Raw genomic sequence first — 24,221 nt, 5'->3', positions numbered from 1 at the left:
GTAGCGAGTTGCTGCTGTAAAGAAGCGATCGAACTTTCGCGTTCACTCAACTGCTGCTGTAAACTTTCGTAACTTGACTTCGCTACTGTTTCGGCTAATTGGCTTTCGAGATTTTGCTTTTCAGTAGCGAGTTGCTGCTGTAAAGAAGCGATCGAACTTTCGCGTTCACTCAACTGCTGCTGTAAACTTTCGTAACTTGACTTCGCTACTGTTTCGGCTAATTGGCTTTCGAGATTTTGCTTTTCAGTAGCGAGTTGCTGCTGTAAAGAAGCGATCGAACTTTCGCGTTCACTCAACTGCTGCTGTAAACTTTCGTAACTTTCTGGCAGCGGATTTGGCTTTACACTCACCGAGTCCGATAGAGTTTCTGCCGTTACAGCGTCATTAGACTCGCTTTCTTCGGCTGTTTCCCCTTGCAAGTGGGCTGCCTCTACCTCCGTTTCTTCACCTTTTTTCCAAGTGACAGTAACTTCCGTCTTGTCCTTAGAAATATCCAGAGCGCCTTGTGCCAAGCGTTCTAGGAGTTCCGACCTTGATATTCCGAGCTTGCGAGCGATCACGTTTAACCGATCGGCACTAGAAGAAGTCAGCGAAAGTCCGACTTTGACTTTACTTTCTGAATTGGAGCTAACTACATTGCGATTTTTTTTGACCATTGGCATTTTCCTCATGCCAACCTACACTTATTAGTGTAGTGGCTGAAGCTTCTATTAAAATTTATTCTTGTTACTTACCAATTGTGCCAGCTTACGTTCCCACTTGAACAAAAATCCTTGAATATACTCTTGCGTCCATTCTTCGCCGTAGAACCGCTTAAACATTCCCTGGGCCGAGTTTTTTTCGGCACGATACCGCAGATAGCGCAGTTGAGCTTGTAAGCCGTTGTTTTAAAGCGAAGCTTCCAAAGTCGCACCTGCAACCCGATGATCTCGATCTTTTGCCAAATAGCTCACAGCAGCGCGAGCTTGAGGATTGTCAAATTTGCTCAGCGCGCGAGCAACTCGCAGCCGAATTCCCCAGTAATCCGAACTTACTAGAGGTAATAATTGCTGCAATGCCTCTTCTTGCTTCTGGGTATTTGCCAGCACACCAAATCCGTCAATTGCTGCTTCCTGAACAGGTAAATCTTCGCCGCCAAGACCGATCGCACAAATTTCAAATATTGCATCAGCACACTGCATTTCGTACAGCGGAGCCATGATACTGCGGCGGACGAGCCAATTATCATCGCGACGAAAAGCTTCGACTAAATGAGAAATTGCCTCGGTTCCGAACCTTGACAAAGAGTTAGCGGCTTCGGCGCGCACGTTCGGATCGCGATCGAACTGCATCATTTTTAACAGCGCCGCAAAAGCTTCCGCAGTTGGAATCTGCCGCAATCCCATCGCCACGAACGATCGCACCATAAACTCGCGATCGTCCACTTTGCTCAGCAACATCGGCAGCGCCACCGCAGAATCGCACTTTCTCAGAGCCGTTACCCCCCGCAGCCTGTCTTGAGAATCCGAACTTTGCAGCGCTGCTTGGATTTCGCTAATTTCCATAAGCCAATTATATATTTATTTTTGTTACGTTTCTTTACAATTTTAGCAATTATTCCCGTATTTTGGGCAGATTTAAAAAAACTTCACTGCTGAATCAGAATTTTTGTGGGTATTTAAGCGAGCTTTTGTATTAGTAATTAAGGCAATCAGTACCCTATTTATTTGAGTATGCGGAGGCATCTTTATTTTTTAAATAGGTTTTAAAAGCCGATTTTTTACAAGCCGCGGCTTGGGCGCAGTGCAGAATAGAATCATTTTTAACCCCAAGTTGCGGAGATAAAAGCGCAATTTAAAACCCTAATTATCCCGCGCATAAAATCCCAAATGATTGGCAATTGGACGTTCCTGCATGGGAATTTTATTCTGAATCGGAGCATTCAACAGTTTCGCTCCTGACGGCGATGCTACTGCAAAAGTTACCGACCCGCCGCCATCTAAATTCAGCACTGTCTCCGCTCCCAACTGCATCGAAATATCAGTTATTTCGCTCAATTTCAGCCCTTCACTGTAAAGCCTCTGCTTGCCGTCTGCCAGAATTAACCACAACTTGTCGCCTGTTTTGTCGATCGCCGCAACGGCACGGGGATAGGGTTTATCCTGTTTGCGTTCTTTTGGACTTTGTGCTACGGGTTGGCCATTTTTTACCAGCAAAGTATCTCCGGCAACTGCATAGGCTGTTCCCGCAGGACAAGTGCCGTTTTCGATTATTTGAGCGCGGTTTTTGGCATCAAAACAAAGGGCGGGAAAGTCTGGATTTGGTTGAGAATAAGCTTGACCTTTGGCAATGGCGTGTCCGACATTATTTACTCGATCGCCACTGCGGGGATAGTAATCCCAAGGTGCTTCCTCGATGCAGGGATAAAAAAAGTTGCCGTTGACTGCTAATTGCAATTTAAATTCTTTCAGGAATTCAGTAGCGGTGCGGGCATTGGTTTCTGTTAAATCGGGTGTTGGGTTTCCGGGAGTGACAAAAATTCCTATTCCCGGCGCTTTTAGGTCGATGCTAACAATGTGAATTAGGGTGGGACGCGGATTAGTCCGAAATTCCCTGCGGTAGGCTATTCCTTGAAAGAGCGATCGGGCTTCGTTTGTTTGTTGGGGACGCAAAAAGTAGGGAATGTTGTAGAGTAGTATTGGTGCGAGCAATATTCCCACACCGAGAATATGCCAAATTTGTTTGATAGTGGGCCGATAAGTCATACCATTTTAGATTGGAGATTGGGGACGGAAACACTGACAGATTTATATATTTTCCAGCATCCTATACTAATATGAAGTATTCGGATTCCAATAATTTTAGCAATCAAATTTTACGAAATCGATCGTTCCAAGGACAAGTTCTTAACGGTGCTGATTTCAGCGGTGCGGATGTTCGAGGCTGCAATTTTAGAAATGCTCAGTTAGCGGGTGCGAATTTTATCGGTGCGAAAATCGGGCTTTCTCGGCGACAGATAGCTGTTTTGAGTGCTGGGGCGATCGCGATTTGTTTGGTTGTGGGCGATGTTCTGACTCGACTGATTTTGGGAACTCAAGGACAATTACCGGGCTCTGGCAGTTGGCCTTTTGTTCTGTTGCTGTACGGGGTTTTGAGCGCTGCTGGCTTCGCTTCGGCGATCGCCAGCAAACAGCCAAAAACCTCAAAAGCGGGTAGATTGGCACGAACAATTTCTGCTATTCTATCAGGAGCTTTGTTGGGATTTTTCTATGCTGGCACTGCAACTAATAATAATTCCCAGGCTGCTCTTGCTGGAATGTCGATCGGCGGGGTGTTAATGTTTTTTGTGAATTCCCGGATTCGTAGCGAATTTGCACAGGTGGCGATCGCATCGGCTGGAAGTGTGGCGACTTACGCAGCGGCTTTTTTGTTCAGTGCAACGGCGAGCGCTTTTCTGAGCACTCACAAACTGTTTTGGGGTATGTGTTTCGGTTTGCTGTCGCTGCTGTATCTTTGGTTTGCGTTTGTGTCTTTCTCCGCTATTGTTCGAGAGATTGGAAATGCTGAGGGTACTTCGTTCAGAGGGGCAAATCTCGCTGATGCTAAGTTCGATATAAATTACCTCAATCTAAAATCTAAAATTTAAAATCTAAAATTACCCGACTGATATTCAAACAGTAATTGAGCCAGCAGAAAGCGACGCTTTGCTGCAAACGGTGGCGATTGGTGTAGGTCACTATGGTTTTCTACTATTGGCATTATATCTGGGTGTTTATTCTCGGCGCGATCGCCCTAATTTACCCTCAAAAATATACAAGCGAGATCCCTTGATTTTTCTCAAAGAATTCAAGGGATCTCGCTCTAATCAAACTATTTATCTCATATCAGAGATTTTTTTTGCAAGCTGTTTTTTTTGCCTAAACAGCTTGATTAACGGAGAGGGAGGGATTCGAACCCTCGTTAAGTTGCCCTAAACACACTTTCCAGGCGTGCGCCTTCAACCGCTCGGCCACCTCTCCAGGGCTAAATTAATTCATTTAGCCACAGCTAAACTATATTAACAGAACAAATCTGATTTGGGAAGGGGTAACGGCATAAATTTACTGTTTAATGTGGATAGGGTGTCAAACGAGCCGGCTTGGATTCTCCTACCTATGTCGCAAACCCCTTCATCTAAAGGAGTTTGCCCGCCAAACCCCAATCTAAAATCTAAAATCTAAAATCTAAAATTCCATGACTGACTCTTACACAATTAAAATTCATAACAGACAGACAGGCGATCGCCACACCGTGCGAGTACCCGAAGACCGCTACATCCTGCAAAGCGCGGAAAACCAAGGAGTAGAATTGCCCTTTTCCTGCCGCAACGGCGCTTGTACCGCCTGTGCGGTGCGCGTCAAGTCGGGGGAACTGCACCAGCCAGAAGCAATGGGGCTGTCTGTGGAACTGCAAAAAGAAGGTTATGCCCTGCTGTGCGTCAGCTATCCCCGTTCCAACATCGAGGTAGAGACGCAAGACGAAGACGAAGTGTACGAACTGCAATTCGGTCGTTACTTCGGCAAAGGTAAAGTTAAAGCCGGTTTGCCGTTGGATGAAGAATAACGCAATTTGATAAATAATCAACTACCAATTATCCATGCTTTATCGATTATGTGCGATCGCCCTTTGTCTGTTGCTAGCTAGCTGCCAAAAACCAGAAATGCCCCAAGGTACGATCGCCAAAGTAGAAAGGGCCATCAGCGGCCAAACAATCGAAGTTATCAGTACAGCCGACAAAATAGCCTTATTAGAACAAATCAGGCTAATTGGTATTGATGCGCCGGATTTAAAACAGCAGCCTTGGGGAGAAGCAGCCAAACAAAGACTAGAACAGCTAATTGGGGGAAAACAGGTATTGTTAGAATCAGACATCGAAGAGAAAGACCAGTTCGATCGCAAACTAGCCTACTTGTGGCAAGATAAAAATTTGCTCAACGAACAGCTAATCAAAGAAGGTTATGCCCTGGCCTCAGTGCGATCGCCCAACACCAAATACCAGCAGCGACTCGTGAACGCTCAAGAATGGGCGAGACTCATGGGTAAAGGCCTGTGGAATCCAGAACGAGCTTTGCGCCAAACTCCTGCAGAATTCCGCCAGCAAAATCGGAAATAGTCAATCGATTTTAGATTTTAGATTTTAGATTTTAGATTGAAGCATTGACCCCACCGATAAATTCGGGGGGCAAGTTTCATCGGGTACAGGTTTTTATTTCTGGACGGATGAATCACGTGGCGGGTATCGTGGATGCTTTCGGTCAGTTGGGAATTGTTGACAACTGACAACTGACAACTAACAACTAACAACTGACAACTGACAACTGACAACTAACAACTAACAAATGACAGACAATCAACTGCAAAACTTCTTAGAAATAGCCACCGAAGCAGCCCTAGCCGCCGGTTCCGTCCTGAAATCTTTCTGCGGAAAATTAGAAAAAATTCAAGAAAAAGGCCGATCGGGTGATTTAGTCACAGAAGCCGACAAAGCCTCAGAAGCCGTCATCTTAGAAATTCTCGGTCGCCACGTACCCCACCACGCCATCCTCGCCGAAGAATCCGGCAAATTAGGGGATGCCAGCAGCAAATACCTGTGGGCGATCGACCCTTTGGACGGCACAACAAATTATGCTCACCAATATCCTTTTTGGGCCGTGTCGATCGGGCTTTTAATCGACGGTATACCACAAATTGGAGTAATTTACGACCCTTTTCATAATGAATTGTTTCGGGCAGGCAAAGGATTGGGAGCAACCTGCAACCGATCGCCGATCGAAGTTTCCCAAATCCCAGAATTGAGAACCAGCTTGCTAGTCACTGGCTTTGCATACGATCGGCGCGAAACAGCAGACAATAACTATGCCGAATTCTGTCATCTCACCCACCTCACCCAAGGCGTGCGGCGCAGCGGTTCCGCATCCCTAGACCTCGCACACCTCGCGATGGGGCGATCGGACGGATACTGGGAACGGGGACTCGCCCCTTGGGACGTAGCCGCCGGTGTACTCATCGTCTCCGAAGCCGGAGGTCAAATTACAGCTTATGACGGCAGTGCCTTTGAGATGAACTCGGGTCGGATTTTGGCCACAAACGGCAAAATACACGCCGAACTCAGCAGCGCACTGCTAGCAGTTCCTCCCTTATCTTCTTGGAAGTAGCGTGCCCGCAGCAATAGATCGGGGGTAGTACGGGGGTCAGAACCCCTTGACTCAAGCTACATTAAAGAATAGTGAAAAGCCAGGAAAGGAAGAGTAAAAGTTATGTCTTTTGAAATGACAAAAGGGCTGTTCAAGTACGACTTTACAGATCAGCACGCAATTTTGGGAATTCCCTTAGACGCCGAGTTTAACGACATCCGCAAGCGCTACATGAAAATCGCCCGCCGGTTGCATTCGGATACTTGCTCTTTTGAAAGCCAAGCTGATAAAGATTGGGCTAACCAATTTTTGTCAAAAGTAGTCAATCCGGCTTACAATAAATTCTCTAAGGAAAGCGATCGCAAAGAATACAGCCTGCTATTAGCAGCCATCGCCAAGCGCGTTGTTAAAGAACAGGCGAAAATGCAAATTGAAAGCGAAGCAGCCAAACAGTTAGTTACCGCTAAAGATTGGGAAGAAGCTTACAAAACAGCAGTTAGCAAACTCGCTCTCAAGCAGTACGAATCAGTTAAGGAAACGCAAGAGGCGATCGATCAAATTAGCGAACTTAACATGGTTTACCTGCTGCGAAAAGAGCGCATTGGCATTGCAACCCCGCCACCACCCCCAACCCCAATTCCCCCAACCCCAATTCCAACCCCAACCCCAAATCTACCCCCAAATCTACCCCCGGACAAAGACGACCCGCGGATCGAAGCTTATTGCCGCCGAGCTCAAGGATTTATGGACAGCAAAAATTACGCTAAAGCAAGTTTGGAGTTGAGGGAAGTCCTGAAGGGTGCCCCGAAACACAGCAAGGCTCACGCTATGTTAGCAATGTGTTACCTTGAACAAAATCAAGCCACAATGGCAAAACTTGAGATGAACAAAGCTTTGGCATCAAATCCAGAAGAACCGACGGCTTTGGAGGTTAAGAAAAAGCTGGAACAAGCTTCCGCCAAGGCAAAAAAAGGTGATGAAAAACCAGGATTTTTTGCAAGTTTGTTTGGCGGGAAGAAGAAGTGAGAAGTTGTGAGTTGTGAGTCTTGAATATTTAGAAACGGGTGAACTGCTCAGCAGTGGAGTGAGATCGAGTAAAAAAATCAATACTTGGTGACACCTTAATTTGTTAAAGTCGAATGTTAAGCTTGCCTGGTTCGACTTTAACACCGTCCCCTAAAGCCTAGGGCGTGTTTTCAGACTCTTCGGTAGGTTGGGCCCGATCGTCGTAGCGCACCCTCCGTTTCACTCCGCCCAACAAATCTAGGAAAAATGTTGGGTTTCGTTCCACGGGCCCAACCTACAATTTAAGGCAATTCTGGGGAGAGAAAACACGCCCTAAGCTTCTAAGCCCCATCTAAAATCTAAAGTCTAAAATCTAAAATTGATATGGTTCACCAACCCCCATCGGGTGCAAGAGATTTATTGCCCCTTGACGTTGCTCAAAAAATTTCGATCGAACGGCGCTTACAGCAGGTTTTTCACCGCTGGGGCTACCACCGGATTATTACCTCTACTCTAGAAAGGCTGGAGACATTGATGGCTGGGGGCGCGATCGACCGATCGACCTTAATTCAACTGCAAGACGCCGAGGATGGAGAACTTGGTTTGCGGCCGGAATTGACAGCATCCATCGCCCGCGCGGCTGCGATGCGGATGGCCGGGACTCGCTGGCAGCCTCAGCGCCTCTACTACAACGCTAACGTGTTCCGCAAAGGCCCCGATACTGGCTCAGGCGGGCAACAGGAGTTCTATCAAGCTGGGGTAGAACTCCTCGGCGCGGGGGGGGCGGTTGCGGATGCGGAAGTGCTGCTGCTGCTGTCTGAGTGCTTGCAGAGCTTGGAAATTGATGAGTGGCATTTGGTTTTGGGAGAAGCGGGCTTGACTGCAACATTGCTGGAACCGTTTCCGCCAAATGTGCGCCAAAAAGTTCGGGGGGCGATCGCAAATCTCGATCGAATTGCCTTGGAAACTTTGCCGCTGTCAACCGAATTGCGAGAAAGAGCACTGTTGTTATTTGACTTGCGCGGCCGCCCAGAAGATGTGTTGCCAATTGTTGCCAAGCTGGATTTAGATTTGCCGCAGCAAGCCGCGTTAAATAATCTCAAATCGGCGATCGAATTGCTGCACCAATGTCAATCAAAAATTCCCAATCTCAAATCCCACATTCACCTCGATTTGAGTTTAATTCAAACCTTTGACTACTACACGGGAATTGTGTTTGAAGTTGTCAGCAGCAGCAAGACAGGACAGCGAGTTTTAGGACAAGGGGGACGCTACGACCAACTGTTGGGACTGTTCGATCCGCAAGGGCAAAATTCCCCCGGCATCGGGTTTTGTCTGAATATTGAAGATTTGCACCAAGTTTTGCTGACAGAGGGACAATTGCCCACCCAGACGCCTGCTAGCGACTGGTTGGTTGTGGCTCAAACTCCTGAAGCTAGTGCCGCCGCGTTTGCTTACGCTCGCAAACTCCGAGACTCTAGTCACCTAGTTCGGGTAGAAATAGATTTGGAGAGTCGGGAGACAGAGGAGGCGGCGCGGGAATTCGCGCGCGATCGACGAATTGCTCAAATTGCTTGGGTAAATGCCGAAGGATTGCCAACAATTGAAACGGTAAATTAGGCTAATTGGTAATTGGTAATTGGTTAAAAATCACCTGATATGATATTATGTATCCTGCTGATTGAGATCAGGTTTTGCCAATTACTAATTGCTAATCCCCTATCTAACTAAAATCTTTTGAGAGAACACTATGGCACACACTATTGTTACGAATATTTGCGAGGGAATTGCTGATTGCGTCGGCGCTTGTCCGGTTGCTTGCATTCACCCCGGCCCCGGCAAAAATGTCAAGGGTACTGATTGGTTTTGGATTGATTTTGATACCTGTATTGACTGCGGTATTTGTTTGCAGGTGTGTCCTGTCGAAGGTGCGATCGTTCCAGATGAGCGGCCTGAGTTACAGCAAACTCCGACTTGATTGAATTAACTCTTTTTCCCCTTTTCTTCTCTTCCTTTGTTTCCTAAGCGTCTTCGCGGTTCGTTAAATTTATATAGGAACTTTTTTTACGAACCGCAGAGGCCGCAGAGGACACAGAGAAGAAGTTGAGAAAGAACGAAAAAATCTAACGTTGAGATATCTTAAGTGCAGGTAATTAGTTATGCTACTTTTAGATCCAAAAACTCTCGATCCAGCGACTGAACAGCGCATAATTCTATATGATGTGACTTGGAAGCAATACGAACAACTTTCCGATATGTTTGTCGATGAATTTCCAAGGATGATCTACTTGGAAGGAACGTTAGAAATTATTATGACGACTTCGCCAGAACATGAAAGGCTTAAGAAAATTATTGCCCGGTTGATAGAAACCTATGCAGTTGAAAGGCTAATTAATCTCAACGGTTACGGAAGTGCTACATTTCGCCGCGAAGCTGTGAGACGGGGTGCCGAACCCGATGAGTGTTACTGCTTGGGTGCACTTGCAGAAATCCCTGATATTGCGATCGAAATTGCTCTCACTAGCGGCGGTGTTGACAAACTAGAAGTGTATCGCGGTTTGCAGGTTCCTGAAGTCTGGTTTTGGGCTAACGATCAATTTTCTCTTTACCGCTTGCGGGAGTCTGGTTATGAGTTAATTTCGAGGAGTGAATTTTTGCCTGAGTTAGACTTTTCTGTATTGAGCCAATATGTAGGATATGTTAACCAAACTGAAGCTGTTATTGCTTATAGAACTGTTTTGCAAACAGTTACAGGAACCTCAAATTAATAGACATTTCCAGAAAAGCCAGTATTGAACAGGCAAGATGCCTGTTCCACAATTTAAAAAAAGCCCATCGCACTTTACAAAAAAAACTACAATAAAATCTACAATAAAATCCTATGCAGCCGATCGCACTTTCCGACTCTCACATTTTATCCATGCGAACCCACGCCGAAAGCGCTTATCCTGAAGAATGCTGCGGTTTGTTGCTCGGTCGAGTTACTGGCGATGTTAAAACTTTAGTGGAAGTTTGGCCGACTGACAATGCTTGGAGTGCGGAAGCTGAGGAGAATTGGCCGGAAGAAAAAGGATTGACAGAAAGACGCAGATATGCTATTAAGCCCGAAGATATGTTGCGGGCGATGAAACATGGGCGCGATCGCAGTCTGGATATTATCGGTATATATCATTCTCACACGGATTGTCCCGCAGTGCCCTCAGAGTGCGATCGGACATTGGCGTGGGCCGAATACTCTTATATCATTGTGTCCGTCCGACAAGGCTGTTCGGAAGACATCCGCAGTTGGAGTCTTGACGGAGAGGGGAACTTTCAAGCAGAGGAAATTCTCGCACAGGAACCGACTGAGATTAAGAAATAATTAGTAAAAATAACAAACAGGTAAAAATGCGAAAGATTCAGATAGGATGTAATTCAAAATCTGCGCTACACACAATATCATGCTAAATCCTAATCTGGAGGAGATCCAGCTCAACAAACAAGAATACGAACGCTACTCTCGCCACCTGATCCTGCCAGAAGTTGGATTGGATGGACAGAAGCGTCTCAAAGCTGCCAGCGTGCTCTGCATCGGTACGGGAGGCCTCGGTTCGCCGCTGCTGCTGTATTTAGCCGCAGCCGGTGTTGGCCGCATTGGGATTGTAGACTTTGATGTTGTAGACCATTCTAATTTGCAGCGGCAAGTAATTCACGGCACTTCTTGGGTTGGGAAACCGAAGATTGAGTCGGCTAAAAATCGGATTTTAGAAATTAATCCTTTTTGCCAAGTTGATTTGTACGAGACTCGCGTTAGTTCCGAAAATGCGATCGACATTGCCACTCCTTACGATATCATCATCGACGGCACGGACAATTTCCCGACTCGCTATTTGATGAACGACGTTTGCGTGCTTTTAAACAAGCCCAACGTCTACGGTTCCATCTTCCGATTTGAAGGGCAAGCAACAGTTTTCAACTACGAAGGCGGCCCGAATTATCGCGATTTGTACCCGGAACCCCCGCCTCCTGGGATGGTTCCTTCTTGTGCCGAAGGCGGTGTTTTAGGCGTTTTGTGCGGAGTTGTCGGGTCTATCCAAGCAACGGAAGCTATCAAGATTATCTTGGGTCAAGGCACTACTTTGAGCGGCCGACTGTTGCTTTACAATGCCTTAGATATGACGTTCCGCCAATTGAAACTGCGGCCTAATCCAGTGCGCCCGGTAATTGAAAAGTTAATTGATTACGAACAATTCTGCGGCATTCCTCAAGCTAAAGCGCAGGAAGCAAGTCAGCAAACGCAAATTCCTGAGATGACTGTCACGGAACTTAAGGAGTTAATCGACAGCGGCGCCAAGGATTTTGTATTGTTAGATGTTCGGAATCCCAACGAGTATCAAATTGCTCAAATTCCGGGGTCTGTTTTGGTTCCTTTACCGGATATCGAACACGGCCAAGGTGTTGAGAAAGTTAAGGAATTGTTGAACGGGCATCGCTTGATTGCACACTGCAAAATGGGCGGGCGTTCTGCGAAGGCTTTGGGCATTTTGAAGGAAGCTGGAATTGAGGGGATTAATGTTAAGGGCGGAATTACTGCTTGGAGTCAAGAAGTAGACTCGTCTGTTCCTCAATATTAAGTAGCAAAGCAGGACACGGCACCGTGCTTTTCGTCCTGTCAATTTAAGCCGAAAGCCCGCCAGTCTTCCCACTCACCCGTCAGTCCGCCAGGGACTGAAGTCCCTGGCTAATAGCGAAAGTCCTCTGAAGAGGACTAATGAGTTCTTCAGTCCTCTTCAGAGGACTTTCGCTTTGAGGCAGGGGTTTCAACCCCTGCCGGACTGTGGGTTTGACGTTAAGTTGACACGAAGCAGGACACGGCAATCCCGTGTCCCTACAAAAAACCCAGACTAACCCAACCCTTCAACTAACAAATTGCGAGCACTTTCCAACGCTTCCTGCAACTTACTTGCATCGCGTCCCCCAGCTTGCGCCAAATTCGGCCGCCCGCCGCCTTTTCCGCCGCAAATTTGAGCAATTCCCCCGATAAACTTGCCAGCTTGCAATCCTTTCTTATTGACTTCAGGACTAAAAGCTGCCACCAAACTTACCTTGTCCGGTTCAGGAATTGATGCCAAAACAACCGCAGCATTTCCTAACTTTTGCTGCAACCTTTCCGCCGCAGTTTTCAGCGCTTCTGTATCCACATCACCCAATTGAGCTACAATGATTTTGAATTCGCCGATCGCCTCCGCCGCACTCAGCAACTGGTCGGATTTCGCGATCGCCAATTCCGACTTCACAGCAGCCAAATGTTTCTGAGTATCCTTCAACTCATTCTGCAAATTAGTAATCCGGTTCGGCAATTCTTCAGGCTTCGCCTTAAATCGATCGCCCAAATCGCGCACCACCTTATCCCGCACGTTCAAATAGTCCAAAACAGCTTGACCGGAAACCGCTTCAATCCTGCGAGTTCCCGCCGCTACCCCCGCTTCCGAAACAATCTTAAACAGCCCGATTTCTGCCGTATTGCTAACGTGAGTTCCCCCGCACAATTCCATCGAAACGCCGGGAAAATCGATCACCCGCACCACGTCGCCGTACTTCTCGCCAAACATCGCAGTCGCGCCTTTTTCTCTCGCAATGGCGATCGGCATTTCTGCAACGACTGCAGCGTGCGCCTCAGCAATCCAACTATTAACTAAATCCTCAATTTTATGCAACTCTTCTGGTGTGACAGCGCGCGGAGAATTGAAATCAAATCGCAATCTCTCTGACGATACCAGCGAACCAGCTTGCGAAATCGAATCGTCCACAATTTTCCGCAAAGCTGATTGTAATAAGTGAGTTGCTGTGTGGTTAGCCTGAACTCGGCGGCGGCTGCTATTGTCAATTTTCGCAGTAATACTATCGCCAACTCTCAGCGTTCCCCGTTCCACCAAGCCGAAATGCACGAAGAAATCCGATTCCTTCTTCACATCATCAACTCTTACCAACAAACCATCACCATTATCTCCGCTTTTCAAATAACCTTTATCCCCAATTTGTCCGCCGGATTCAGCATAAAACGGCGTTTGGTTCAAAACAACTTGTACCTCAGTGCCGGCCGCTGCTTCCTCGACAGATTTACCGTCAACTAAGATAACTTCCACCTCAGCTAAACTCGACAATTCAGCATAACCGACAAACTCAGTTCCCTGGATAGTTTCAGCCAACTTATCCAAAGAACCCTGCACCGTCAAATCGATTGTTTGGCGAGCATCTTTCGCGCGATTTTGCTGTTCCTTCATCGCCGCTTCAAAGCCGTCCAAATCCACAGTTATGCCCTGTTCCTCAGCAATTTCTTGAGTCAGTTCTAAGGGGAAACCGTAGGTATCGTAAAGAGTGAAAGCGTCTTGACCGCTGATTTGTTGGTTGGTTTGCTGTTTTGTACGATCGACAATTTCCTCCAGCAGCTTCTCTCCGCGTTCCAAAGTCTTGAGAAACTGCGCCTCTTCCCTTGCCAATTCCGCCTTAATTTGAGCTTCCCGCCGCCGCACGTTGGGATAAGCTGCTTCCGAAAGGGCGATCGCACTTTCAGCTACCCGCACCGTAAATTCGCCCTGAATTCCAATCAGTCGCCCGTGGCGCACCACCCGGCGAATCAACCGGCGCAAAATGTAACCCCGACCAACATTCGACGCGCGAATTTCGTCCGCAATCATGTGCACCACAGCCCGAATATGGTCGCCAATTACTTTCAGCGAAACCTTGACTTTTTCATCGCTATTGTGGTAATCAATCCCGGCAATTTCCGCCGCCGATTGAATGATCGGAAAAATCAAATCTGTTTCGTAATTATTGGGGACTTTCTGGAGGATTTGCGCCATCCGTTCCAGTCCCAAGCCAGTATCAATATTTTGATTTTGCAGCGGAGTTAAATTGCCCTCTGCATCTTTATTGTACTGCATGAAAACCAGGTTGTAGAATTCAATAAACCTGCTATCATCTTCGAGGTCAATATTGTCGCCTCTTTCTGGGTGAAAATCATAGTAAATCTCCGAGCACGGGCCGCAGGGGCCAGTCGGGCCGGATTGCCAGAAATTGTCATCTTCTCCCATGCGTTGAATCCGATCGCCCGGAATGCCAATTTCATCGCGCCAAATCGCAAAAGCTTCGTCATCTTCTCGGAAAACACTAACAACCAAATTCGACGCTGGTAAACCGAAAACTTCCGTGGAAAGTTCCCACGCCCAGGCGATCGCCTGTTTCTTGAAATAATCCCCGAAACTGAAGTTGCCCAACATCTCAAAAAACGTGTGGTGGCGGGCGGTGCGGCCGACGTTTTCGATGTCGTTGGTGCGGATGCACTTTTGAGAAGTCGTGGCGCGCGGTGATTCGGGGGTGCGCTGTCCGAGAAATATCGGCTTGAATTGTAGCATTCCGGCGATCGTCAGCAACACCGTCGGATCTTCTGGCACCAAAGAAGCACTCGGTAAGATTTTATGTCCTCGCTGGGCATAAAAGTCGAGGAATGTTTGGCGGATTTGGCTACCACTGAGAAACTTAGGAGAAATAGTCATGACAAGAACTGTTAAGAATGTAAAGATGTAGCAACAATAGAATTTATAGGACTTTTGCACGGGTGTCCAGAAACCGGGTTTTTCAACCAAAATACTTGCTTAAAATCCTCAATCTCGGTGAAAAAACCCGGTTTCTTTGTGGGCGAGTGCGTGAGTGCTAACTTACATCTATTTGGATATTCATATCATTATACTTAGTAATGTAAAGACCTATCAAGTTTTGCAAATAGTGCTTTACTCCTCGGAAAGCTCATGCTAACTTAATAATAGACACCGGGACAGGAAGAGAAAGGAGGTCGCTATATTTAGAAAGAAAGTTCGAGGATATAGACATGGTGTCTCCGGTCTAGATTCCGAGGCGCAGCTGAAATTAACCGAACACAACTTGAAATAGTGGCGAACTGCCGATCGAGCAGTCAAGCCAAACCGCAGTCGAGTCAGACGTAGTTGTAGTTGCGGATTAAGAGTAAAGCTGCACAAGTTGTAAACCCTAGTAAGTCACAGTTCTCAACCGGAAACACATCTCGTTTGTTAGAAAAAACAAAGTTCTCATATTATTGGGTCTGGTCGCTGTCGATCGGGCCCTATGAATTTTATAGGACGATCGCAGGATTCGAGGATTCGAGGGGGAGAGCTCGGCCGAGTTCGACTTTATAAGGAATGACAATTAAATAACTTACAATGCGTGATGGTTCTTGTGGGATGGGCGTCCCGCCCGTCCAGAAAGGGCGGGCTATAAGCCCAACCCCTACTCCCCAAAAACTTGTGTAAATTATTTAATTCGCGCTCCTAAGTGCTTTCTGCTCAAAGGCAGCATCCCTCCGAGCCGATCGGCGATCGATCGGTGCAGGTTTTGAGTTATATATTATATATAATGGCACGTGGAGCGCGCCCGCCTGCTTTTTGCCGGGACTCCAGCGCTGTGGTATGAGGCACTGTCAAGATGCGATATGATTGAGGATGTCACTCAAGACCTTAAAACCTACCCCGCTGTGCTGTATAGCAGCAAAATCAACGCTTCTATGAGCTTGCTGCAAGCCAAGGATAGCCAACCGCCATTTTTGGTGACAAGACCAGGCTCAAAAATTTGAATCTCAGGATATTTAGAGTCAAGACTCTAAAAAATCCCATCCCCGACGCATGGGTGAGAGTTCAAATAATAAAAGCCCGCCCACTCAAAAAAGCTAGTGCCACCAACAACGCTAGTAAATCACTAGCACAGTTCTTAAACTCACAATTTCCGGAGATTCCAGGTGCAAGTATGGCCGAAATAACTAAAGAAGAAATGCGCGAACGGCTGGGAAATATCGACCAGATTCGCGATATAATTTTCGGAGCGCAGCTTAGAGAATACGATAATCGCTTCGATAAAATAGATTCCGACTTGTCGATGATGCAGCAAGATATGCAAACTCGCATCGAACAAGTAAAAACTGTTCTTTCAGGAGAAATGAGGGCGGCTGTTGATTCGTTAGAAAAGAAAGTTAAATCGCTCACCTCAAACACCCAAGAAGAAAGCGCAGACATCCGCCAGCAAGTCGATCGCATTAACCGCAAATTCTCCAGCAGCATGGAAGCCCTCGACGAAGCTATCGACAATCAAACCAGTTCGCTGCGTGAGGAACTCTCCCAAACCAGAGAGCGACTATCTGAAGAAACCCGCACTTTGAAAACACAGGTTTTTGAAGAGCTCGATCGTCGCTTTTCTATGCTCAGAGATGTTAAAGTTTCTAGAGACGACATGGCAGAAATTCTGTTTGAACTCGGCATGAGGCTCAAAGGAACAGAATTTGTACCCGAACTTAAAGGCGTTGCGGATAATAAGTTAAATACCGAGTTTCTGTTGCCGGAGCGCCACCATAACGGATAATAACGCATGGCTTTACCGAAAGAAAATCCGGCTGACGACAATGAGTTAGAGGGTTTTGTTTCTCAACCTGACGAGTCTGCTGCCGATGCAGCAACCCAGCTAGAACCCTTGCTGAATCTGTTAGTCGATCTCAAAATTATTGCTGGTTCAAACCAGCAAAATGCAGATCGCGAAACTGACAGCAGCGACAAAAATAATCAAGCTGGGGCCCTCGGCGGGTTGATGGATTTGTTAGGTATTTCTGAGCAAGCGCCAGAGGAAGTTGCAGCGAGTGTTCCGCCAAAAACTGGGGATCGCGAACCGGAGTCTACTGATTCTGCTAATGCAGACGAACCTAAAAGTCTGCTATTCGCTACTCACAGACTTAATAGTTCAGAACTGGAAAAAGACTATTCCTCAGCTAAAACTATAGATGTTTCCGCGATCGCCCAGCCGGATTTGGAGGAGGAATCACAGCCTGTCGAAGAATTGTCTAACTTGACAATGAAAGATTCTCTACAGTACGTACAGGCTCAAAAATCCCACAAGCTCGATCGGCATTTACAGGATTTTTCCGCTCCCGAAACCGAGTCAAAACCCTCGGAAATTCCCGATAATCCCATAGTTTCCACAGTCTCAGAGCCACCAGAAAAGGGATATTTAGATGCTGCGGTGGCTTCGGATCTAGAAATCCCAAACTTACGAGAACAGCCAGCAGAAATATTAGGTCAAATTAAACAGGATTTAAATGAAGCCGACAGCGCGATGGAAAGGCTGCAAAATCTGATGTTCGGCTCAAAAATGTCGGATATCGAGCAAGTCAAAAACCTGCTGGCAGAAAACGATTTGCCGGGGGTGCGCCACCTGATGGCCACAATCGACGATAAATTAGGAAAATTGGAGCACCAAATCTACGAGCCCCAAGAGTTGATTGAGTTGATGCTGCCTTGGATCGCAGAAATTCTCAGTCGCAAAGTGGCCGATTCCAGGGAAGAAGTTGTTAAGGCGATCGTGCCGATTATTGACGAAGTGATTAGGGCAAAAACTGTCGAAAACAAGTCGGCAATGAGTGCGGCAATAGCTGAGCTGCTTCCCGACGCACTTGCTCAACAAATAGTGAATTCGCCAGCGGATATTGCTAAGGCGATCGCCCCAGAAATTGGTCTGGCAATTAAAGAGCAAATTCGCCTTGACCAAGAGTCGATCGCCCAAGCCCTTGCACCGGAAATGGGCAAAGCGATTACAGCCCAAATAAAACTCGAACGCGACTCTATGGTGGATGCCCTCTATCCCGTAATTGGCAGTACAATTTCCCGATACATGGCAGAAGCTATCAAGACAATCAATGAAAAAGTGTCAAATGCCATCAGCGTCGAAGGATTCCAAAGAAAAATTCGCTCCAAAGTACAAGGAGTCTCCGAAGCTGAATTAATCCTCAAAGAATCAATACCCTTTACCGTCCAAGCAGCATTCTTAATTCACAAAGCATCAGGCTTGATTATTTCCGAAGATCAAAACTCAGAAAGCTACCAGTTAGAATCAGAAATGGTAGCAGGAATGCTCACAGCTATTCGCAGCTTTGTTAACGAGTGCATCGTGCGGCCGGGAGAATCTTCCGAACTAAATCAAATTGAATACGGCGACTCAAAAATTATCCTAGAAGTAGCGGGATATTGCTACATGGCCGTCGTGATTAAAGGAGAACCGCCCCACTTATTCATCAAAAAAATACGACAAACCGTTACTAATCTCATCCTTAATTATGCTAAAGTAATTCACGAGTTTAACGGCGACCCCGATACTATACCGGAGTCGCTGCACCCGTACATAAAAAGTTTATTCGACCCGCTGCAAAGGGAAAAATCAACAAAACCCCCGATCGCCCTAGCGGCTATCAGTTTAGCCGCCATCAGCTTAATCTTAGTACCTTGGGGAATTTATCAGTATCGCAGCAGCGTGGAGCGACGCCTCGAAGCAAATGCCATCGCAGCTTTAGCCTCCACTCCCCAATTAGCAGTTTACCGCTTAGATGTTGCAGTTGATGGCAAAACTTTAAAGCTAACCGGAAAGTTGCCCAATCAAGAATTGCGGGCACAAGCTGCAAAAATAGCCGCATCAACTGCCCCCCAATTGCAATTAGATAATAGAATTCTAGCTGTAGATGTCCCCCCAGACCCAGTTTTGACGGCGGCCGAGGTGCAGCGGATTACCGCTGTTTTGAATCAGAAAGAGGGCGTTTCTATTTCTACGCGGTATGGCGATCGTAAAGTGACAGTAGAGGGTAGCGTTAGAGATGGTGCAGACGCACAGAAAATAGCTCAGTCCCTGAAGCAAATTCCCGGTGTTGAGTCGGTGATTAGCACAATTAAATTAGATCCGCTGAAAATTACAAGCCGCATTTACTTCCAGCAAGGAACGGCAAAATTAGACCCTACATACGGAGAAATCATCGCCAGTGTCAAAAATTTCATGGATCAATATCCTCAAAAACATATTAAGATAATTGGGCACAGCGATCGAACTGGGGAACTTGCCACAAATCAACGGTTGTCACTCCAGCGTGCCACAGCAGTGCAAGAGGCTTTAGTGCGGCAAGGTGCTGACCCCAAGCGCCTTGTCGCGATTGGCAGCCCACATCCTCCTTCCGGCTTGGAACCCAATCAACCGCTACTTTTAAGCAGATGTGTGCTATTTGAACCAATAACTAAGACCATAAACAGCAACTAATTATGTCAGTTACTATATCTAAAAAAATGTGCATGATTGGGGATTTCGGCGTGGGTAAAACTAGCCTAATCCGCCGTTTTGTCGATCGGCAATTCAGCGACCAATACCTCTCCACAGTAGGAGTAAAAATTTCCAGCAAAATCGTAGAATTAGAAAGCGTAAAACAGCGGGAAAACGTGACTGCAAAGTTGCTTATTTGGGACTTAGAAGGGCATACAAAATTCAAAGGAATAGCACCGACTTACTTGCAGGGAGCTAGCGGCGCTTTAATCGTTGCCGATGTCAGCCGATCCGAAACAGTTGAGCGAATCTCCGAACACATTCAGCTTTATTCTTCCGTCAATCCTAAAGGGTCAATTATCGTCGCTTTGAACAAAGTAGACTTAATTGACGAGGAAAAATTGGCGCTGCTAGTGGAAATGTCCCATGCGATAGGTCAAGACAAAGTAATAGCAGTTTGCACGACATCTGCTAAAACCGGCAAAGACGTTGACGAAATTTTCTACAAACTAGCTTACACAATGGTAGAACAAGTATGAACCTCCTGTTAAGAAAGCTGTTAGGCCCGCGACAAACACAGTATTTTCTAGTAAATCACCATTTCATCATTCAGGAAACCTCCGCCGAAGTGCAGCATTATGCTGATATTCCGGGCCAGGCTATACCCGGTGCAGATGCTCGCCTGAGTTTTCCCGAACTGATTGGCATTGAAAATATCCTCATGTCCATCATTATGGGACGGCTGCCCGGTTTTGAAGTCAAAGGTATCGCTCGGTTTGCCGACCCAAACCGCCCTTTATACTTTGATATGTTGGCTATCAAATATGAAGAAGAACAAGAAGATGTGCCAAGTAAATTGCTAATTTTGATTGAAGATACCACCGAAAAGATGGTCATGAAGCAATCGTTGATTCAGAGGGCGAATGAAGCTAATCTTTTGGTTAGTGCCTTAGCCGCTTCTAAAGATTATATAGATAAAGTTATTCGTTCGATGGGTGATGCTTTGTTGGTGACAACAACATTAGGAAATATCAAAAAAATCAATCAATCTGCCCAATGGTTATTTGGGTATAGCGAAGCAGAATTAATCGGCAACCCCCTGTCCAGAATAGTAGTCGAAGAAACATTAATTTACCAAGCTCGCCACCGATATATTTTGTCTCAAAAAGAGCTACGTAGAGAACTAGAAATAGTCTGCACTACTAAAGCAGGAGAAAAAATTTGGGTAGAATTTTCCTGTTCGGCAGTTCAGACAGAATTAGAGGGACTTTACGATTTCATTTATATAGGTAGGGACATCACAGAACGCAAACAACAAGAAATAGAAATTCGCCGCTCTTTGGCAAAAGAGCAAGAACTCAGACAGGTAAAATCTCGTTTTTTCTCGATGATTGCTCACGAATTTGGCAATCCTTTAAGTACAGTATTATTTGCTACTAAAATCCTCCAAGACTACGGCGACGATATCACCCACGCGGAAAAACAACAATACCTGCAACACGTTAAATCAGCATCTCAACAAATGGCTCAGCTATTAGATGACGTGCGGTTGCTCAGCAGCGCCGAAGCAGGAAAACTCGAATTCTATCCCGCACCAGTTGACTTAAAAAAATTTTGCAGCGAGTTAGTAGAATTCATTAAAATTAGTTATGGGAAAAATCATACAATTAACTTTATTTATCAAGAATTAGTTACGCCAGCGAAAAAAGATGATACCGACTTACAGGAAACGGAACAGTTGCCCGCACTAGATCCCAAATTGCTGCGACACATCTTGACAAATTTGCTGTCAAATGCAGTCAAATATTCGCCCCTCGACAGCAATATTTATTTTGAATTAAATTGTCAGAATAATGAAGAAGCCACATTTAAAATTAAAGACGCAGGCATTGGCATTCCTCTCGAAGACCAAGAACAACTCTTTGAATCTTATTATCGAGCCAAAAATGTCGAAAAAATACCCGGTACAGGACTGGGTTTATCCATAGTCAAGCAGTGTGTAGATTTGCATGGAGGTCAAATCGAGTTTTCCAGCGAGATAGGGCTAGGCACTACCTTTTTAGTCAGAATTCCATTTAATAAACAGAGATAAATAGATTGATTTTAGATAATTCAATCCCTAGGGCGCATTCAATAATAAAAATCTCACATGAAAACCTTGTTAAAAAAACTGTTAGTTCCCCACCACTTGGAGTACCTAGCACTGGATAAAAACTTTTTTATCCAAGAAATCTCTCTACAAGTGCAGCAGTTTGCCGACTGTCCCGAGGAAGTAGTCGCCGGCAACGATGTTCGCATTCCCTTTCCCGAATTAGTGGGAACTGAAGAAATTTTAATCGATATTTTTGAAAAACGTTTGCCAAATTTTGAATTAAAAGCGATGACGCGACTATTAGAAAATGGTTCGCGGCTTTATTTTGATATGTATATCGTGGAGTTTAGCAATGACGAAAATTATCAGAGATTAATTATATTTTTTCAAGACGTAAGCGACAGGATGGCTTTAGAACAAACTCTAGTGCAAGCTACCAATGAAATGGATATTTTATTGAGTACCTTAGCCGCTACTAATAATTATGTTGAAAAAATTATTACTTCAATGGCTGAAGTTTTATTGGTAACAACAGCATCGGGAAAGATTAAAAAAGTCAATCAAGCGGCTCAAGATTTGTTCGGTTACAGCGAATCAGAATTAGTAGGCCAGCAAATAGACGCTCTTGCTGCTTTTGGCTCCTCTTTGCAAGCAGTTAGCCCAGATGAGCCTCAACAATCGCAAACTAATGCCGAAGTAATTTGCACGGCAAAAACCGGAGAAAAACTAACAGTTTCGTTTTCCTGTACGGCTATTTCGACTGACATTCAAGGCATTTCTAGTTCTTTGCCCACCCTTCAAGATTTCGTGTACATCGGCCGCGATGTCACAGATAAACAGCGCGCCCGCAAGCGACAAATAACTCAGTACATCGCTACTCGCATCCTGTCGGCATCCGAAACAATCAAAAAAGCTATAGCAGCAATTCTCCCTGTAATTTGCGACAGCTTGGGATGGGATACCGTCGAACTTTGGATGCCAGAATCCGGGGAAAAACTGCTGTCAGAAACTAAGAGAATAACTGCGGTTTCTGCTCCCAATTTGCTTCGCTGTGTCGCCAGTTGGACAAAACGCTCACTTTCGATCCCCAAATTTGCAGAATTTACCGAACAAATGACCTGTGCATTTGGCGAAGGATTGCCCGGTTTCGTTTGGGCTAGCGGTTCAGCTCAGTGGATTGCAGATGTCACAAAAAGTGACTGTTGTCTGCGTAGAGAAATCGCTGCTGAAGAAGGACTGCACGGAGCTTTTGGTTTCCCAATTTTGGGTGGCTACGAGGCGGAAAAATCGGCCCGGTCTGTTTTGGGCGTGATGATTTTATTCAGCAGGGAAGTGCAGTGCTTTGATGAAGAATTGCTCCAAACCATGGCAACAATCGGTAGCCAAATTGGTCAATTCATTAAGCGCAAGCAAGCTGAAATAGCTTTGCGGGAAAGCGAAGAACAACTGCGAGACTTATTTGAAAATGCTACTGACTTAATTCAAAGTATAGGAGCGGACGGTCATTTTTTGTATGTAAATCGGGCTTGGCGGGAAACTCTGGGCTACACCGAAACAGAAATTGCTCAAATGACTGTTTTTGATATCATTCATCCGAACAGCTCGCCTGAGTCTCTGGATATATTCTATAAAGCTATTACCAAAAAAACGATCAATGAAAATACATTGTATCCCGACTCTATTCAAACAATATTTATTACTAAAAATCACGAACAAATTTTGCTAGAAGGCAGCATAAGCTGTAAATTTGCGGAAGGTTCGCTAGTAGCGATTCGCGCTATTTTGCGAGACATTACTGCTCGAAAAATGGCCGAAGACGCCCTAGCAAAATCTGTATCCCTGCTGCAAGCAACTTTTGATTCTACTGCTGACGGTATTTTAGCTACTGACAGGAGCGGAAAAATAGTCACTTTCAATCGAGAATTTGTGGAAATGTGGGGCCTACCTAACGAAGTGATGGCACTCCGAAATGACGCCACAACGATCGCCTTTTTCCTGAATCAACTCAAAGACGCCCAAACATTTCAAGAGAGAATAGAATCGCTTTACGATCAGCCAGAAGCCGAAAGTTACGACTTGTTGGAATTTCAGGACGGCAGATTTTTTGAACGCTATTCGCAACCGCAGCGGCTGGGAGATAAAATTATCGGCCGAGTCTGGAGTTACCATGACATTACGGAACGCAAGCAAGCAGAAGATGCCCTGCGGGAAGAACAAGAAAAATCAGAAAAGCTGCTGTTAAATATCTTGCCCAAGGCAATAGCAGAACGCCTCAAGCAAAACGAAACTACTATTGCCGAATACTTTCCAGAAGTGACTGTTTTGTTCGCTGACATTGTGGGGTTTACTGCTTTGTCTGCCGTCATGAATCCGATCGAACTGGTGGATCTTCTGAATCAGATTTTCTCAGGATTTGACCTTTTGTGCGAACGGCATGGGTTAGAGAAAATCAAGACCATCGGCGACGCATACATGGCGGTTGGAGGGCTGCCTGAACCCAGGGCAGACCACGCAGAGGCGATCGCCCAAATGGCGCTAGATATGCAAGCAGAAATAGCCCGATTTAATGCTAGCCATAATAAATATTTTAGCATCCGCATCGGCATTCACAGCGGCCCGGTTGTGGCTGGAGTAATTGGCATAAAAAAGTTTATTTACGATTTGTGGGGCGACACAGTAAATATTGCTTCCCGCATGGAATCTCACGGTTTGCCTTGGCGGATTCAAGTCAGCGAAACTACTTATAAGTTATTGGAACACAAATATGTATTTCAGGAGCGGGGAACTATTGAAGTTAAGGGCAAAGGGGCAATGAAAACTTATCTGCTCCTTGGCCGAATATAAGGCAGGTCATCGGTCAT

General features: G+C 45.8%; 21 protein-coding genes and 1 tRNA gene. 16 read left to right on the top strand and 6 right to left on the bottom strand.

All coding sequences use genetic code 11. From position 1 onward, the window contains the following. From QT987_RS10580 to QT987_RS10565, 4 genes are all read right to left on the bottom strand, one after another. Positions 1-656, bottom strand: a 656-nt coding sequence (locus QT987_RS10580) for a ribbon-helix-helix protein, CopG family (protein ID WP_333239607.1), incomplete at its 3' end; no start/stop codon positions are given. A 54-nt stretch (positions 657-710) separates the two neighbouring features. Further along, positions 711-866, bottom strand: coding sequence for a hypothetical protein (locus tag QT987_RS10575; RefSeq protein WP_333239611.1), 156 nt, complete (start codon positions 864-866; stop codon positions 711-713). A 21-nt stretch (positions 867-887) separates the two neighbouring features. Beyond that, positions 888-1,544, bottom strand: coding sequence for a HEAT repeat domain-containing protein (locus QT987_RS10570; protein ID WP_333239605.1), 657 nt, complete (start codon positions 1,542-1,544; stop codon positions 888-890). 297 nt (positions 1,545-1,841) lie between these two features. Then, the gene (locus tag QT987_RS10565; RefSeq protein ID WP_333239603.1) at positions 1,842-2,744 is read right to left on the bottom strand and encodes a phosphodiester glycosidase family protein; all 903 of its coding nucleotides are present in this window, start codon (positions 2,742-2,744) and stop codon (positions 1,842-1,844) included. Between the two features lie 71 nt (positions 2,745-2,815). Between QT987_RS10565 and QT987_RS10560 the strand changes: the two genes are divergently transcribed. Further along, on the top strand, positions 2,816-3,625 hold the full coding sequence (locus QT987_RS10560; RefSeq protein WP_333239601.1) for a pentapeptide repeat-containing protein: 810 nt from the start codon (positions 2,816-2,818) through the stop codon (positions 3,623-3,625). Between the two features lie 288 nt (positions 3,626-3,913). Here QT987_RS10560 and QT987_RS10555 read toward each other — a convergent pair. Then, a tRNA-Ser gene (locus QT987_RS10555) sits at positions 3,914-3,998 on the bottom strand. 214 nt (positions 3,999-4,212) lie between these two features. Here QT987_RS10555 and QT987_RS10550 point away from each other — a divergent pair. The 9 genes from QT987_RS10550 (at position 4,213) to moeB (ending at position 11,770) form a co-directional block, all read left to right on the top strand. Next, a complete protein-coding gene (locus tag QT987_RS10550; protein WP_333185390.1) occupies positions 4,213-4,581 on the top strand; it encodes a 2Fe-2S iron-sulfur cluster-binding protein in 369 nt (122 codons plus the stop codon). A gap of 34 nt (positions 4,582-4,615) precedes the next feature. Next, the gene (locus QT987_RS10545; RefSeq protein ID WP_333239599.1) at positions 4,616-5,131 is read left to right on the top strand and encodes a thermonuclease family protein; all 516 of its coding nucleotides are present in this window, start codon (positions 4,616-4,618) and stop codon (positions 5,129-5,131) included. Positions 5,132-5,357: 226 nt separating this feature from the next. Further along, positions 5,358-6,173: an inositol monophosphatase family protein gene (locus tag QT987_RS10540; protein WP_333239597.1), complete on the top strand. Its 816-nt coding sequence runs from the start codon at positions 5,358-5,360 to the stop codon at positions 6,171-6,173. A gap of 102 nt (positions 6,174-6,275) precedes the next feature. Then, on the top strand, positions 6,276-7,178 hold the full coding sequence (locus QT987_RS10535) for a tetratricopeptide repeat protein (protein WP_333239595.1): 903 nt from the start codon (positions 6,276-6,278) through the stop codon (positions 7,176-7,178). A 363-nt stretch (positions 7,179-7,541) separates the two neighbouring features. After that, complete coding sequence (locus tag QT987_RS10530; RefSeq protein ID WP_333239593.1) at positions 7,542-8,777, top strand: ATP phosphoribosyltransferase regulatory subunit; 1,236 nt, start codon at positions 7,542-7,544, stop codon at positions 8,775-8,777. Positions 8,778-8,907: 130 nt separating this feature from the next. After that, positions 8,908-9,135, top strand: coding sequence for a ferredoxin family protein (locus tag QT987_RS10525; RefSeq protein ID WP_333054336.1), 228 nt, complete (start codon positions 8,908-8,910; stop codon positions 9,133-9,135). Positions 9,136-9,316: 181 nt separating this feature from the next. Then, a complete protein-coding gene (locus QT987_RS10520; RefSeq protein WP_333239591.1) occupies positions 9,317-9,925 on the top strand; it encodes a Uma2 family endonuclease in 609 nt (202 codons plus the stop codon). 113 nt (positions 9,926-10,038) lie between these two features. Continuing rightward, a complete protein-coding gene (locus QT987_RS10515) occupies positions 10,039-10,518 on the top strand; it encodes a M67 family metallopeptidase (RefSeq protein ID WP_333239589.1) in 480 nt (159 codons plus the stop codon). A gap of 79 nt (positions 10,519-10,597) precedes the next feature. Next, on the top strand, positions 10,598-11,770 hold the full coding sequence (gene moeB, locus QT987_RS10510) for a molybdopterin-synthase adenylyltransferase MoeB (protein ID WP_333239587.1): 1,173 nt from the start codon (positions 10,598-10,600) through the stop codon (positions 11,768-11,770). 270 nt (positions 11,771-12,040) lie between these two features. Here the strand turns inward: moeB and alaS are convergent, their stop codons facing one another. After that, a complete protein-coding gene (alaS, locus tag QT987_RS10505) occupies positions 12,041-14,692 on the bottom strand; it encodes an alanine--tRNA ligase (RefSeq protein WP_333239585.1) in 2,652 nt (883 codons plus the stop codon). 950 nt (positions 14,693-15,642) lie between these two features. Here alaS and QT987_RS10500 point away from each other — a divergent pair. The 6 genes from QT987_RS10500 to QT987_RS10475 all read left to right on the top strand — a co-directional run bounded on the left by QT987_RS10500 (position 15,643) and on the right by QT987_RS10475 (position 24,204). Beyond that, the gene (locus QT987_RS10500; RefSeq protein WP_333239583.1) at positions 15,643-15,783 is read left to right on the top strand and encodes a hypothetical protein; all 141 of its coding nucleotides are present in this window, start codon (positions 15,643-15,645) and stop codon (positions 15,781-15,783) included. 170 nt (positions 15,784-15,953) lie between these two features. Continuing rightward, entirely contained in the window at positions 15,954-16,562 is a 609-nt protein-coding gene (locus QT987_RS10495) for a hypothetical protein (protein WP_333239580.1), read from the top strand. 6 nt (positions 16,563-16,568) lie between these two features. Further along, entirely contained in the window at positions 16,569-19,268 is a 2,700-nt protein-coding gene (locus QT987_RS10490) for an OmpA family protein (RefSeq protein ID WP_333239578.1), read from the top strand. A 2-nt stretch (positions 19,269-19,270) separates the two neighbouring features. Continuing rightward, the gene (locus QT987_RS10485; protein ID WP_333239576.1) at positions 19,271-19,807 is read left to right on the top strand and encodes a Rab family GTPase; all 537 of its coding nucleotides are present in this window, start codon (positions 19,271-19,273) and stop codon (positions 19,805-19,807) included. Beyond that, a complete protein-coding gene (locus QT987_RS10480) occupies positions 19,804-21,360 on the top strand; it encodes a PAS domain-containing sensor histidine kinase (RefSeq protein ID WP_333239574.1) in 1,557 nt (518 codons plus the stop codon). Before QT987_RS10485 ends, QT987_RS10480 begins: the two co-directional genes overlap by 4 nt. Positions 21,361-21,417: 57 nt before the next feature. Further along, positions 21,418-24,204 (top strand): adenylate/guanylate cyclase domain-containing protein, encoded by a 2,787-nt coding sequence (locus QT987_RS10475; protein WP_333239572.1) that lies wholly within the window; start codon positions 21,418-21,420, stop codon positions 24,202-24,204. Positions 24,205-24,221 lie beyond the last annotated feature (17 nt).

The sequence above is a fragment of the Microcoleus sp. SVA1B4 genome (genome assembly GCF_036700545.1).
Classification (GTDB): Bacteria; Cyanobacteriota; Cyanobacteriia; order Cyanobacteriales; family Microcoleaceae; genus Microcoleus.
The sequence above is the reverse complement of the archived record's forward strand: the minus strand, read 5'-3'. Positions and strand labels throughout refer to the sequence as shown.

What these genes read in the sequence shown, in the direction of transcription:
- QT987_RS10545 (WP_333239599.1), top strand. Translation starts at nt 4,616, where the DNA reads ATGCTTTATCGATTATGTGCGATCGCCCTTTGTCTGTTGCTAGCTAGC.
- QT987_RS10530 (WP_333239593.1), top strand. Translation starts at nt 7,542, where the DNA reads ATGGTTCACCAACCCCCATCGGGTGCAAGAGATTTATTGCCCCTTGAC.
- QT987_RS10550 (WP_333185390.1), top strand. Translation starts at nt 4,213, where the DNA reads ATGACTGACTCTTACACAATTAAAATTCATAACAGACAGACAGGCGAT.
- QT987_RS10560 (WP_333239601.1), top strand. Translation starts at nt 2,816, where the DNA reads ATGAAGTATTCGGATTCCAATAATTTTAGCAATCAAATTTTACGAAAT.
- moeB (WP_333239587.1), top strand. Translation starts at nt 10,598, where the DNA reads ATGCTAAATCCTAATCTGGAGGAGATCCAGCTCAACAAACAAGAATAC.
- QT987_RS10500 (WP_333239583.1), top strand. Translation starts at nt 15,643, where the DNA reads ATGATTGAGGATGTCACTCAAGACCTTAAAACCTACCCCGCTGTGCTG.
- QT987_RS10570 (WP_333239605.1), bottom strand. Translation starts at nt 1,544, where the DNA reads ATGGAAATTAGCGAAATCCAAGCAGCGCTGCAAAGTTCGGATTCTCAA.
- QT987_RS10535 (WP_333239595.1), top strand. Translation starts at nt 6,276, where the DNA reads ATGTCTTTTGAAATGACAAAAGGGCTGTTCAAGTACGACTTTACAGAT.
- QT987_RS10475 (WP_333239572.1), top strand. Translation starts at nt 21,418, where the DNA reads ATGAAAACCTTGTTAAAAAAACTGTTAGTTCCCCACCACTTGGAGTAC.
- QT987_RS10525 (WP_333054336.1), top strand. Translation starts at nt 8,908, where the DNA reads ATGGCACACACTATTGTTACGAATATTTGCGAGGGAATTGCTGATTGC.
- QT987_RS10480 (WP_333239574.1), top strand. Translation starts at nt 19,804, where the DNA reads ATGAACCTCCTGTTAAGAAAGCTGTTAGGCCCGCGACAAACACAGTAT.
- alaS (WP_333239585.1), bottom strand. Translation starts at nt 14,692, where the DNA reads ATGACTATTTCTCCTAAGTTTCTCAGTGGTAGCCAAATCCGCCAAACA.
- QT987_RS10540 (WP_333239597.1), top strand. Translation starts at nt 5,358, where the DNA reads ATGACAGACAATCAACTGCAAAACTTCTTAGAAATAGCCACCGAAGCA.
- QT987_RS10485 (WP_333239576.1), top strand. Translation starts at nt 19,271, where the DNA reads ATGTCAGTTACTATATCTAAAAAAATGTGCATGATTGGGGATTTCGGC.
- QT987_RS10490 (WP_333239578.1), top strand. Translation starts at nt 16,569, where the DNA reads ATGGCTTTACCGAAAGAAAATCCGGCTGACGACAATGAGTTAGAGGGT.
- QT987_RS10495 (WP_333239580.1), top strand. Translation starts at nt 15,954, where the DNA reads ATGGCCGAAATAACTAAAGAAGAAATGCGCGAACGGCTGGGAAATATC.
- QT987_RS10515 (WP_333239589.1), top strand. Translation starts at nt 10,039, where the DNA reads ATGCAGCCGATCGCACTTTCCGACTCTCACATTTTATCCATGCGAACC.
- QT987_RS10520 (WP_333239591.1), top strand. Translation starts at nt 9,317, where the DNA reads ATGCTACTTTTAGATCCAAAAACTCTCGATCCAGCGACTGAACAGCGC.
- QT987_RS10565 (WP_333239603.1), bottom strand. Translation starts at nt 2,744, where the DNA reads ATGACTTATCGGCCCACTATCAAACAAATTTGGCATATTCTCGGTGTG.